Source organism: Rhodocytophaga rosea (assembly GCF_010119975.1).
In the GTDB taxonomy this organism is placed as follows: domain Bacteria; phylum Bacteroidota; class Bacteroidia; order Cytophagales; family 172606-1; genus Rhodocytophaga; species Rhodocytophaga rosea.
In genome coordinates this window covers 1,119,984-1,132,500 of record NZ_CP048222.1, presented here as the reverse complement: position 1 = coordinate 1,132,500, position 12,517 = coordinate 1,119,984, and the positions used below count along the sequence as shown (strand labels likewise).

The window sequence follows — 12,517 nt, the reverse complement described above, 5'->3', positions numbered from 1 at the left end:
TGTTTGGGTCCATAGCCATTAAACCAGTATGTAAAAAACGCTTATAATACCGGATAGAATCTATCGGGCTCATCAACGTATCTATGGAACCCTGCCAGGAAAATACCCGCATAGGAACACGTTTGTTCAGAATAATCTGAATAGAATCTTCATTGTCAGGATAACGCTCTTTTAATTCTTTATACCGTTGCGAACGTTTGACTACCCGTTCAATATATCCTTCTATTTCCTGAAAATTCTTGTTCGCCCAGGGATTACGCCCTTCCCAATGCTTATTAAATCGTTGCTGTAACAAAGTCATATGTTCAGTTACTGCCTGCTCTGCATACTCTTGTATCCGGGAATCGATGGTTGTGTATATTTTCAATCCTTCGGTATAGAGATTCTTATCATTTTCCTGTGCCCACCTTAGTAATTCTCGTTGAATATAGCCCCGGAAATAAGTAGCCAGTCCCTGGTTTTGATTTTCTACTTCATAATTTAATGTGACTGGTTCGTTTAAGTAAAGCTGATATGAAGATTCATTCAGGTAATCATACCTGTGCATTTTATTGAGTACCACATTACGTCGGTTTAATGCGTTTTCGGGATGATTGATTGGATTAAAAATATTTGGATTATTGAGCATTCCTATGAGTAAAGCCGCCTCAGGAATGTTAAGGTCTGACGGAGGTTTTTTGAAAAAGGTTTTAGCAGCCGATTTAATTCCGTATGCATTTCCTCCGAATGGCACGGTATTAAGATAAAGGGTAATGATTTCTTTTTTTGTATAGTTTTCTTCCAGATTAATAGCTGTAATCCATTCTTTGGTTTTTATGATGAATGTGTTGAGGAGTGGAATATTATCCAAATGACCAGTATTTTTATCCTCCCGCATGTCATATAAATTCTTGGCCAGCTGCTGGGTAATGGTGCTGCCGCCTCCTTCATCGAGTTGTAATAAGAGAATGGATTTAAACAGAACACGTCCCAGACTCCGGGCATCTACACCTGAGTGTTTTTCGAAGCGGACATCTTCTGTAGCAATGAGGGCATTGATAAGGTTAGGAGAAATTTCTTCATACGCTACCGGAGTGCGGTTTTCTTTAAAATATTTCCCCAGCAGTACACCATCGGCAGAATATACTTCGGAAGCCAGATCATTACGGGGATTATCGAGCACTTTGAAGCTGGGCATAGGGCCAAATAAGCCGAGCAGATCAATACTTACAGCAAACAGATATAAAAGACCTAACAGCCAGGCAGCCAGAAAGCTGATCCACATCTTTTTAATGACAGATTTATAATTGCCCTGTTCTGCCTGTATGTATTTTGGCGGAAGTAAACGCATCCGGTTGTATTTGAGCGCAATTTAGGGAATATAGCTGTAGAATTGTTAATTCCCTTCACCTACATACTACTTTGGTGCTGTACAGAAACAGGCTTATATAAAGCTTTCAAGTAAGATGTATAAGGTTTTTAACAGGAACTGCGTATTATTTTCGTTTAAACAGAGATTCTACAAAGGTCTGCCGGTTGAAAATTTGCAGGTCTTCCACTTTTTCGCCTACGCCTATATATTTGACAGGGATTTTAAACTGGTCGGAGATGCCAATCACTACCCCACCTTTGGCAGTGCCATCTAATTTGGTAATAGCCAGAGCATTCACTTCTGTTGCCCTGGTAAATTCTTTGGCCTGAATAAATGCATTTTGTCCGGTACTGCCATCCAGTACAAGCAGTATTTCATGAGGCGCATCTGGAATCACCTTTTGCATGACCTTTTTGATCTTGGATAGTTCATTCATCAGGTTTACTTTGGTGTGCAAACGCCCGGCAGTATCAATAATGACCACATCTGCATTTCTGGCTACTCCTTCTCTCACCGCGTCATAGGCTACCGAAGCCGGATCTGTGTTCATGCCATGCGAAATAACCGGTACACCCACCCGGTTTCCCCATAAAATTAACTGGTCTACGGCAGCAGCCCGGAAGGTATCGGCTGCACCTAAAACTACTTTATTACCTGCTTTATGAAATTGTGAAGCCAGCTTACCAATGGTGGTGGTTTTTCCAACCCCATTTACGCCTACTACCATAATTACATAAGGTTTGGCTGAAGTGGCAGTAAAATAAGATTTTACATCTTGTGCATTATTTTCAGAGAGAAGCTTGGCAATTTCTTCTTTCAGAATGCGGTCGAGTTCAGAAGCATTCATGTATTTATCTACACTAACCCGTTCCTCAATGCGCTTAATGATCTTGAGCGTGGTTTCTACCCCTACATCAGAAGTAATAAGGATTTCTTCGAGTTCGTCGAGTACTTCTTCATCTACTTTCGATTTTCCAATCATGGCTTTCCCCAGCTTGGAGAAAAAATTATCTTTGGTTTTTTCGAGGCCTTTGTCCAAAGATTCTTTTACTTCTTTGTTGTCTTTATCCTTGGAAAAAAAGTCAAACAGTCCCATATCTGATTCAGGTTTAAGGATGGTGGTTAAACTCTGGTGATGTAAAAGTTTAACAGCAGTTTAATGACAATTATATGAATTAAGTTCCAGCAAAGGAAGGCTTAATAAGTATATACTTAAAGTGATAATAACACCTGTTATTAATAGGTATTCGTTTCAATTATTTATAGTAAACTACAAACAATAAAAAAGTCCCTCTAAGGGACTTTTAATAGTATCTGTAAATGAAAATATTAACCGTTGGATTTGAGTGCATCCTGTACCTGATCCAAAGGCACCATTTCTTCTTTGAAGGTATAGGCTCCGGTTTTTGGAGATTTTACAGCTTTAATAATTTTAGCGAAGTTTTTGCCGCCACCTTCTTTTTTTAATGTTGCAACTACCTTTTTAGCCATGATTTTGGAAGTTTACATTGATTTTGAAAATAGACAATTGTAATGATTAATTTTCAAAATCAATTAATGGGTTATTTAATTTCTTTATGCGATGTAACCTTTTTCAGATAAGGGTTATATTTTTTTAACTCCAACCGTTCTGTTGTATTTTTCCGGTTTTTGGTGGTGATGTACCTTGACATGCCTGGCACATCGGAGTTCTTCTGCTCTGTACATTCCAAAATCACCTGGATTCTGTTTCCCTTTTTAGCCATTATCTTCGATGAGTAATAGTTGTTATTCCTTGAATTAAAAATTAAGAGCGCAAAGATAGATAAAAGTAATCAACAATTGAAAACCGGAAACTAAAAATTTTTATAAAATTATCTGTTTACCTGCACTTTGCCAGAAATAAATGAGGATAGATCACTAATAGTCCGGATTTTCAATTGCTGCGCTTGGTCGTTTCGCATCAGCAGGGCATATGTATTATTAAACCCAAGCGGAGGCAGCCAGCGGATGTTATATTGTTTCTGATATTGCTCATTTACAAAGTTATATACAGTAGCAGAATCGTTTTTTAATGATTTGTGTAACAGATGCTTTTGTTTAAGAATTACTTCCAGTCCTGTTCCAGAATATTCCGGATACAGATCGATTGCACCGGCTTGTAAGGCTTCAAAACAGATCTGTGTACCGCCCATTCCTGCCCTCACTTCTGCCGCAAGTTCGGTATGTCCTTCGATAAGTTGTGCAATTATTTCTGCCAGGATATATTGTTCGGTAAAGATTTTTGAGCCAATCCGGATTATACCAGCTTTACCAGAAGCAGCAGGGTTAAGCAGCCCTAAACTATCCAGATAAAGGCTGGCAACACTGGCCGGAGATTTTTTCAGGACATCAACCTGGTAATTCAGTTCAATAATAGATTGGTCAGTGAATTTGCGTGAGAGTTTTTCCAGTACAGGTTGCAATTCAGGATAGCGGTTGAGTACTTCCTGCCGCACAGTGATACCTGCCTGGTAATCTGGAAAATGACTTTTATCATCTTCAAGCGTGGCTAATCTAAATTCCCGGATACGTCCATCGGTGGAATAGCCACTAATTACATCTACTGCACCGGCATGTAAAGCATTATACATCAGGCCTGATTGTATCACTACCGTATTTAGTTTTAGTGCATATGATTTTTGTAAGCCAGGATATCCTTCCGACATACCCATAAATTCGGGGGTAAAACCTGCCCGGAAAGATGTTTGGAAGGAAGAAAAAAGCAGTAAGGCAGTACTTCCAGCTATTACAATCCATATACTAAACCAGGAACGGGACCTGATTTTATACAGATTCAATTGTTGAATCCAGGCCAGTAAAAGATCCAATATAATGGCCAGCAGGGCAGCAGGTATTGCGCCTGCCAGTATCATAGCTGTATTATTGAGGGCAATGCCTCCGAAAATAGTTTCGCCCAGACCACCAGAGGCAATAAGGGCAGCCAGGGTAGCTACGCCTACATTAATAACCGTAGCCGTGCGGATACCGGCAAAAATAGTGGGCATGGCCAAAGGCAGCTGTACCTGGGTGATCAATTGCCATTTAGATAAGCCCATACCCAGCGCCGCTTCCGTTACCGATGGTTCTACTTCCCGAATGCCGGTAAAAGTATTGCGGACAATGGGAAGAAGTGCATATAAAAATAAAGCGACAATGGCAGGTAAGGCACCAATTCCTAATACAGGAATCATAAATCCTAATAATGCCATGCTGGGAATGGTTTGCAGGATGCCTGTTATAGAAAGCACCACTGAAGCTGCCTTTCGGGATTGTATACACAAAATACCCAGTGGAAGACCAACACCAACCGCTGCTGCTACCGAAGCGATAGTAAGACCAATATGTTCCAGGGTTTGCCTTCCTAAAGCAAGCGAATTTTCAGCGAGGTAGGATAAGAGGCCATCTGCCATGGATTGTAATTTGTTGCGCTAATTACTGACTTATCACTACCAACTTATGTGTGATCAGTGATTTTTATTGTGTAGCAGCAAGGTATACATTCCTGGCAGAAGTGTTTTATTAAGATCTAATTCTTTTGGAAGGAACCTTGAGCAATAGTTGTTTTCGCAAAGCTTATATCAATAATAAAGGTGAGAACTCCTGCTGCCCGTTTGATTAAGCAACTATTTGATTTCTAGTCATGGGTGGAAGCTTGAAATAGGTGAGGAAACGCCACAACCATTCTACCGGACCATATTGGAATCTGGAAAGCCACCATTTACTAAATAGTACCTGTGCTATAAAAATAGGAATCGTGAGGGCAGTGGCAGCTGCTACACCCATTTTAAAAAATAAGCCTAATCCGTATCCCTGAAACAGGAGCAGGCCAATGGCAGTTTGCAGCAAATAATTGGTAAGCGCCATTTTTCCAACAGGGGCCAGTAATGATAATTTATTTGTCCATACTGGGTTAGTAAACAATAAAGTTACACCAGCGATATAGAAGAAAGTCAAAGCGGCATTGGCTGAATCATAAAGACCACCACCCATTATATTCATATACGGATTATCTTGTAGTTGCAGCAAAGGCATAACCGCCGCAAAAATAATGATAGCTATACCAATCAATCCCAGAGTAGCGAATCCGCAGTACTTAAATAGTTTTTTGAAAAAAAGCTTATGCTGGGCAAGTTTTTCAAATAATTTCCGGCGACCCATGTATAAGCCCATCAGAAAATAGCCTAATGTCATATAAATTCTTCCACTCATTACCTGAAACTCTGCTTTATCTTTAAATCCATAGAAATTGGCTATCAGGTTTTCGGAATAAGATCCTTTGGTAATCACATCATAGTATTGCCGGGCAGTTGTTTCATCAGGCTTTTGCTGTTGAGCGGCAGCTGAATCAGGTTTGGCAGTAACAGCCCTGTAAATTTCAGTTATTCTTCCGGGTGTATTGAGTATTAACAGCACAGCTACGATCAATAAGACTTTGGTGGAAATATTGTGAAAAAGCAGCATGACAAAACCCAGTATTACATAAATGGTAAGAATATCTCCCCGCCAGTGCAGGTGATGGATGGTGCCAATAATTCCTAAAATCACGAGTCGCCAGGCATATCTTCCAAAGAAATTACCTCCTTTCGATTTGGCTTGCTCGAGTTGAAGTGCAAAGCTCAATCCAAACAGAAATGAAAAAATCGCATAGAATTTTCCCTGAACTAGGATACCACTGATGGCATTCGCAATATTATCAATTACACTTCCGGATTGATAGACTTCATTTGGCAAAGGTCCGGCTGCAAATTCATTGGATAAATGGGCGAGTAAAATACCAAATAGTGCAAACCCCCGCAAGACATCCAGTACCTGAATCCTTTCTTTTACAGTCCGGACCGGAGATGCAGATAGCGTAAGAGTTTGAGCAGTCATAAATTTTGATAGAACGACAAATGATAGGTGGATAACAAAAAAGCGGTGTATTCATAGCAAAAGCATGCCTGCCATTCTAAAGATTAATTTAGAATTTACCATACAACTTAGTGCTGAACGTATGTGAAATTAACGCTCAAGGTTGAAAACCAAATGATTACTACACAGAAGGAAAAATTAAGGGGCTATTGGTAAAAAGGTAAAGTATTCTCTGAGAAACCATATGTAAAGAATACTCCGGATAGCAAAGAGGAAAATTATACCTGTTTGATTCTTTGTCCGGCATGTTCATAATTGCCTTTGGCTGAACTCAGTTTTCCGGCTTTACCTAAACCAAAAGCAGGCATGTTATGATAAATGGTTTCATAATTTCCGGCTGCTACTTTGTAGGTTTCGTGCCATATTCCTACATCCCCATTACTTTTTACATGTTTGTTGAAGGCAACCCAGGCAGGAAAATGTTCAGCATCTCTGCTTCTGGCATAGGCTTCCAGTTTTTCAAAAGATTCCCAGTATTGGACCATTATGGTAGTACGGCCAAACCAGTTTTCTGCACCCAGAAACCCATATTCCGGATGTACTTGTAATTCTTTAATCATTCTGGGCATAGCCGCCGCCACAGGAAACCATTTATGAAATTTCCAGAAACGATTCACACGCATTCCAATCAGGAATACAACGAAATCGTGCTCCATCCTGGCAGTCATTCGTTCGGTGATGATTGCACTCATATCAGGGTTGAGTTTTAAAAATAGTATCTATAAAATGATAACGATAAACTATTTACGTTTCTGGTTGCAATCCTGGCAGGTGCCTTGTACAAGTAAGCTGGTTTCGGAAAGGCTATATCCGGCAGGCAGGGAAATGCTGGGGATGAGTACGCTATCCAGGCAATTGGTTAAGCCACAGGTCATACATTTAAAGTGTACATGCTCATGGTGATGCTCAGTATGGCTGCATTTTTCTTTACATAAGGCATATTTGGTTACGCCTTCATCATCCAGAACTTTATGAATTAAGCCTTTATCTAAAAAAGTTTTTAAGGTCCGGTAAACGGTTACACGGTCAAAGTCTTCGTGAATGGTTGATTCAATGTCTGCATGGGATAAGGCAAAATTGCGCTGCAAAAACAGGTCGAGAATTTCCTCCCGGCAGGAAGTGTTTCTTAAGTCATATTCTTTTAAAATATTTTTTATTTCGTTTTGCATAACCAGCCGCTAAATCTACTTTAAAGATACATAATATTCATATAAACACTAGTCAGCCCTTTTTGATTTCAATGAACACACTATTTTTAGAGAGTAGAAACCAGAGGCTGGTGTTCAGAATGTAAAATAAGTACCATATTTGTCTTTTCTTGCCAGACAAAAAATAACAATATAGTGCTTTCCTAATAACTAGCTTTCAATCTATAACTTCTTGTAGAAATGGTTTCTGCATTTACCCCTAGTGATATTTACTTTATGAATGAAGCTTACAAACAAGCGTTGCTGGCACTAGCAGAAGAAGAAATTCCGGTAGGCGCAGTGGTAGTATGCGGAAATCAGATTGTAGCCAGAGCATATAATCAGACAGAAAAACTGCATGATGTAACAGCCCATGCCGAAATGCTGGCTATTACGTCGGCTGCCAATTATTTACACGGAAAATACCTTAACGCTTGTACGTTGTATGTAACATTAGAACCTTGCCTGATGTGTGCCGGTGCCCTCGCCTGGGCACAAATCGGCAGGCTGGTATATGGAGCTTCTGATATGAAGAGAGGATATTCTTTGATGCCTCATCTGGTATTACATCCTAAAACCAAAGTACTCCGGGGAATTATGGCGGAAGAAAATGAGCTTTTACTTTCAGAGTTTTTTCGAAAATTGAGGAACTAATCTATTTTTGTGCCGTTGTTCAATTAACTTTAACCCTAAAACTACTCATAAAAACTATGGCCTTCGAATTAGCGCCCCTGCCTTATGCTCCCGATGCTCTGGAGCCTCATATTGACAAACAAACCATGGAAATTCATCATGGTAAACATCACCAGGCATATGTAACCAACCTGAATAATGCAGTAAAAGGAACTGACCTGGAAAACAAATCCATCGATGAATTACTCAAGAATATAAGCAAACATCCGGCAGCAGTCCGCAATAATGGTGGCGGACACTTTAATCATACTTTTTTCTGGAAAACGCTTAAAAACAACAACGGTGCCAAACCTGCCGGTGCTTTGGCCGAAGCCATCACTAAGAAATTTGGTTCTTTCGATGCATTTAAGGAAGAATTCGCTAAAGCAGCCACCACTCGTTTCGGCTCTGGCTGGGCTTGGCTGATCGTAGATAGCAATGGCGATTTAGCTGTAACTTCTACACCTAATCAGGATAATCCCCTAATGGATGTAGCAGAAAAACAAGGCAAACCATTATTGGGTCTGGATGTGTGGGAACATGCCTATTACCTCAGATACCAGAACCGCCGTCCGGATTACATTACTGCTTTCTGGAATGTGGTAAACTGGGATGAAGTAAGCAAGAATTACGAAGCTGCCAAGAAATAATTTTTAAGTATTTAGCTTAGCATTATAAAAGACGTCTATATGGCGTCTTTTTTGTTTTCTGAGAAACAGGTATCAAAGAATCACAGGCAAAATAATGGACCCATACAGCTTATATTCAACAAATTACTTGTGCTTTTGCAATCAATTATTAAATAGTTTTTCTTACATTATGAATAAAAAAAATACTATATTTGTTAAGAGCGGTTTACCTTCCGGCCTGTTTATAATTAAATCAGTATAAGTGGTTGCCTGTGCATGTATTTTTCTTTGTGATCGCCCTTGTTTTACCACTGCAGTATTAACTTCATATTTATATATTCATCTATATCATAGTGCTACTCCTCTGATTGCTAGCCGGTTGACAGATGATTTCAATACGCTTTATATTCATAGAATTTTGCTGAGCTAAAGAGACCAGTAAAATAAAGGAATTCTTTATTGCACGCCTGTATACATATCAATATGTTAAAACGCTACGGTCCTATCCATGAAAAAACTGCTTGCCCGAATTGTACCTGTTGAGAAGGAGGAAAAAATTCCTGTAGCTCTTTTGCTGCTATGGGGACTATTTATAGGGATTGCCCTGGTTACATTTAATGTAGGTACCACTACCTTGTTTCTAAACAAATTCGGCTCATCAGAATTGCCGCTTGCCTTCATCATATCCGGCCTTTTGGGAATTGCCGCCACTAGCTTGTTTGCCAGTTTACAGAATCTGGTGGCCTATACTAAACTGGCAGTAGGTTGCTTTGCTTTTTTTCTGCTGATCACAGTCGGTTTATATATTGGCATAGTTGTTCGCCCGACAGAATGGGTGGTTTTTTTTGCTTTTAGTTGTAGTATACCTATCAGTTCGGTGGTGATGTTAATTTTCTGGGGCACCGTTTCCAGAATTTTTGATGCCCGTCAAAATAAGCGGCTTTCTATTGGAATTGATGCTGGTATCACATTAGCCGCCATGACGGTCTGTTTTGCTATTCCTGTACTGCAACAAGTATTGCTAACGGAACTAAGGTATTTTATTTTGACAAGCAGTATTAGTCTTGGTTTTGCCAGTATTGCGCTGCTGCTATTACTTAACCGGTTCTCCTTACTGGCAGAGTTACAGGTAAATGCCCAGTACATACATGCACATAATAACCTTACCTCCCTGTTTCATAACAAATATTTTATCCTGCTCACTTCCTTTTGTTTTGTATCTGCGCTGGCCATTGCCTATTTAAACTTTTCTTTTCTTACGCTTACGGCGGCATATTATAAAAATATCGATGATCTGAGTGGATTTCTGGCAGTTATTAATGGAGTGATCATCTTCTTAGCTTTTGCAATAAAAACATTTTTAAACAGGCGTATTATTGATACCTATGGTCTCAGGATCAGCCTCCTTATTCTCCCGGCTGTGCTGGCGGTATTTACAATGATTGCCTTAATTGTAGGATTCCGCTTTGATTATCAGAATCCGGAAAACAGGTACTTTGTGTTATTCTTTGTAGCCATTGCTTTTTCAAAAGTGATGGCTGATGTTTTCCAGGAAGGATTAGAGTCTCCGGCTTTCCGGTTTTTTCTCTTACCCATTGACGCTGCTCTGCGTCCGGATATTCAGGTGAAAACAGAAGGGATTGTTAAAAATTTAGCTGTATTTACGGCAGGTTTGTCATTGGCTGGTTTGGGGTTACTAGCCTATTTTCATGTCATACATAGTGGCTTTATTCTCTTGCTCATCAGCGCTGCCTGGATATTTGTAGGCATTCGTTTGTACATGAGTTACCGGGAAGTGTTAAAAAATACCCTGGAAAAACAACAACGATCTGTGAAGACAGCAAAATCTGGCACAGCCGGTATTGTAAGTCAGATTGAACAGAAACTTCAAAATATTCCCCTTGAAAAGCTACCGGAGTACCTGAATGTATTACAGATATTAAATCCAGGCGCATATAAAAAAGCCATTATCCAACTGCTCAACAATGATAACGATACTATTCAGCAAATGGCTTTGCTGCAAGCCCAGGAACTCTGCCTATTGGATGCTATTCCGATTTTGAATCGAATTATGCTTTCCAAATACTTTCCGGTACTAAAAAATTCCGGGCTGATTACAAAAGTATATGGTACCTTAAGAGGGGCAGAATACAGGCTGGAAAAACTCAAATATATTGAGCAACTCACCTATTCTAAACTTACCCATGAAAGGCGTTTTGGAGCTGCATTAAGTGCATATGCCGATGAAAACATGAAAGCGAAATTGCTTAATAAATTATTCAGAGATGCAAATGAAGGGGTGCGTTACCAGGCGGTGGCTTCTGCTGCCGGTTCTAAAAATCCGGATCTGCACAATAGTTTGATAGAAAAACTGGATTTTCCCTTATATAGCAATGCAGCAGTATCAGCCTTGATTGCTACCGGGGAACTAGTATTTTCTGCCCTGGAATCAGCTTTTTATATGACAGGTCAGGAAGAGAAAATCCAGTTGCGTATTATTCAGATTTATGGAAGCATTGGTACAGTAAAAGCGGTAGAATTGCTGTTGAAAAAGCTGAACTACCCCAACCAGAATATCATTTCGGCTACGTTGGATGCGCTTAGCCAGTCTAATTTTAATGTAAATGCGGCTCAGTCACTCTTATTGAAGAGAGAACTGGAAGAACTATGCAATACCCTTGCCTGGGATATGTCGTTTTACCTGGACTTGCAGCGGGAGGGAGGTTCTAAATTGCTGGTGCAGGCCGTGGAATCGGAAATTGCCAACAATCGCCACACTATCTTTAAACTGCTGGCTTTACTCTACGATCCCACCTCTGTGGCATTAGTGCAAAAAAACATCAATAGCGGAGATGTTGAAGCAGTAGAATTTGCTACAGAATTACTCGATGTTTTTCTGGCTGAAGAAAGCAAGCAAATGCTGCTGCCTATCCTGAATGATATGCCCTATCCTGATAAATTAGAGCGGCTGCAAAGTTCTTTTCCAACTGAGTCCATGACCAAGCGGGAAGTATTACAACTGTTAATTCAGAAAGATTATAAATGGATTAACCGATGGACAAAAGCCTGTGCCATACATGAACTTTCTGAATATGACAATCCGGAAGATACCCCTATTTTTATTGCTAACCTGATTAATCCTCATCCCATGCTGCGTGAAGCTGCTGCTAAAGCCTTGTATAAGCGAAATGCAGAGGTATTATACCAGTCCATGCAGCGGTTTAACAATAAACTTCCCTACATCGCCGATAATGAACTGCTATCAAAACCAGACCTGATCGAAGAAGCCAGCCGACTGCAAATTCCGGTATTAAAATTTGATATAGTTAAAAGCCTGAGTGAAATTGATTGTTTCCGCGAAATTCCTGGCTTAGTACTTTCAGAAATTGCTAAAATTCTGGATGTAACCCAGTACCATCCACAGGAAATTATTGCCGAATATGCTTCAGTAGAGGATATGGATTATTTTATCGTTCACAGTGGTTCTTTACGGCTCATCAAAGATGAGGTAGTTCTCAAATTATGCGAGGATAAAGCTTTTGTACACAACCTGGGCTTTATCAATGAACAACATTCCCGGATTATGCTAAAATCAGAAACGGAAGCAGTTGTTTATAAAATTCCAAAAGATACCTTCAATGAACTTTTCTCCTTTTATGATATCATTCCGGATGCAATTCTTCGCTATAAAGGGGCAATTAACCGGGAAATTGTGTTTGGAGAATCCTTTGTTACCTGAGAATGTA

General features: G+C 39.8%; 11 protein-coding genes (1 of these 11 running past the window's edge). 3 read left to right on the top strand and 8 right to left on the bottom strand.

Annotation, left to right across the window (positions count from 1 at the left end):
• From GXP67_RS04860 to GXP67_RS04825, 8 genes are all read right to left on the bottom strand, one after another.
• Positions 1 to 1,330: the 5' portion of a penicillin-binding protein 1A gene (locus GXP67_RS04860; RefSeq protein WP_162442123.1), read on the bottom strand. Its footprint begins 986 nt before the window's first position; only the first 1,330 of its 2,316 coding nucleotides appear in the window; it begins with the start codon at positions 1,328 to 1,330; its stop codon lies beyond the left edge, outside the window.
• A 145-nt stretch (positions 1,331 to 1,475) separates the two neighbouring features.
• The gene (gene ftsY, locus GXP67_RS04855) at positions 1,476 to 2,447 is read right to left on the bottom strand and encodes a signal recognition particle-docking protein FtsY (RefSeq protein ID WP_162442122.1); all 972 of its coding nucleotides are present in this window, start codon (positions 2,445 to 2,447) and stop codon (positions 1,476 to 1,478) included.
• A 233-nt stretch (positions 2,448 to 2,680) separates the two neighbouring features.
• The gene (locus GXP67_RS04850) at positions 2,681 to 2,842 is read right to left on the bottom strand and encodes a DUF4295 domain-containing protein (protein WP_162442121.1); all 162 of its coding nucleotides are present in this window, start codon (positions 2,840 to 2,842) and stop codon (positions 2,681 to 2,683) included.
• Between the two features lie 71 nt (positions 2,843 to 2,913).
• Entirely contained in the window at positions 2,914 to 3,096 is a 183-nt protein-coding gene (gene rpmG, locus GXP67_RS04845) for a 50S ribosomal protein L33 (RefSeq protein ID WP_162442120.1), read from the bottom strand.
• A gap of 108 nt (positions 3,097 to 3,204) precedes the next feature.
• Positions 3,205 to 4,782, bottom strand: a complete 1,578-nt coding sequence (locus tag GXP67_RS04840) for an ABC transporter permease/substrate-binding protein (protein ID WP_162442119.1) — start codon at positions 4,780 to 4,782, stop codon at positions 3,205 to 3,207.
• 205 nt (positions 4,783 to 4,987) lie between these two features.
• The gene (locus GXP67_RS04835) at positions 4,988 to 6,244 is read right to left on the bottom strand and encodes a DUF418 domain-containing protein (RefSeq protein WP_162442118.1); all 1,257 of its coding nucleotides are present in this window, start codon (positions 6,242 to 6,244) and stop codon (positions 4,988 to 4,990) included.
• 257 nt (positions 6,245 to 6,501) lie between these two features.
• On the bottom strand, positions 6,502 to 6,975 hold the full coding sequence (locus tag GXP67_RS04830; RefSeq protein WP_162442117.1) for a DUF4188 domain-containing protein: 474 nt from the start codon (positions 6,973 to 6,975) through the stop codon (positions 6,502 to 6,504).
• Positions 6,976 to 7,023: 48 nt separating this feature from the next.
• On the bottom strand, positions 7,024 to 7,452 hold the full coding sequence (locus tag GXP67_RS04825) for a Fur family transcriptional regulator (protein WP_162442116.1): 429 nt from the start codon (positions 7,450 to 7,452) through the stop codon (positions 7,024 to 7,026).
• Positions 7,453 to 7,707: 255 nt separating this feature from the next.
• Here GXP67_RS04825 and GXP67_RS04820 point away from each other — a divergent pair, with 255 nt between their 5' ends.
• From GXP67_RS04820 to GXP67_RS04810, 3 genes are all read left to right on the top strand, one after another.
• Positions 7,708 to 8,124 carry a nucleoside deaminase gene (locus tag GXP67_RS04820; RefSeq protein ID WP_317170102.1) on the top strand — a complete coding sequence of 139 codons (417 nt, stop codon included), beginning with the start codon at positions 7,708 to 7,710 and terminating at the stop codon, positions 8,122 to 8,124.
• 56 nt (positions 8,125 to 8,180) lie between these two features.
• Entirely contained in the window at positions 8,181 to 8,792 is a 612-nt protein-coding gene (locus GXP67_RS04815; RefSeq protein ID WP_162442114.1) for a superoxide dismutase, read from the top strand.
• 487 nt (positions 8,793 to 9,279) lie between these two features.
• Positions 9,280 to 12,510, top strand: a complete 3,231-nt coding sequence (locus GXP67_RS04810; protein WP_162442113.1) for a hypothetical protein — start codon at positions 9,280 to 9,282, stop codon at positions 12,508 to 12,510.
• The last annotated feature ends 7 nt before the right edge of the window (positions 12,511 to 12,517 follow it).

Excerpts from the sequence above, each read along its gene's own strand:
- ftsY (WP_162442122.1), bottom strand. The coding sequence starts at position 2,447 with ATGGGACTGTTTGACTTTTTTTCCAAGGATAAAGACAACAAAGAAGTA.
- GXP67_RS04850 (WP_162442121.1), bottom strand. The coding sequence starts at position 2,842 with ATGGCTAAAAAGGTAGTTGCAACATTAAAAAAAGAAGGTGGCGGCAAA.
- rpmG (WP_162442120.1), bottom strand. The coding sequence starts at position 3,096 with ATGGCTAAAAAGGGAAACAGAATCCAGGTGATTTTGGAATGTACAGAG.
- GXP67_RS04840 (WP_162442119.1), bottom strand. The coding sequence starts at position 4,782 with ATGGCAGATGGCCTCTTATCCTACCTCGCTGAAAATTCGCTTGCTTTA.
- GXP67_RS04835 (WP_162442118.1), bottom strand. The coding sequence starts at position 6,244 with ATGACTGCTCAAACTCTTACGCTATCTGCATCTCCGGTCCGGACTGTA.
- GXP67_RS04830 (WP_162442117.1), bottom strand. The coding sequence starts at position 6,975 with ATGAGTGCAATCATCACCGAACGAATGACTGCCAGGATGGAGCACGAT.
- GXP67_RS04825 (WP_162442116.1), bottom strand. The coding sequence starts at position 7,452 with ATGCAAAACGAAATAAAAAATATTTTAAAAGAATATGACTTAAGAAAC.
- GXP67_RS04820 (WP_317170102.1), top strand. The coding sequence starts at position 7,708 with ATGAATGAAGCTTACAAACAAGCGTTGCTGGCACTAGCAGAAGAAGAA.
- GXP67_RS04815 (WP_162442114.1), top strand. The coding sequence starts at position 8,181 with ATGGCCTTCGAATTAGCGCCCCTGCCTTATGCTCCCGATGCTCTGGAG.
- GXP67_RS04810 (WP_162442113.1), top strand. The coding sequence starts at position 9,280 with ATGAAAAAACTGCTTGCCCGAATTGTACCTGTTGAGAAGGAGGAAAAA.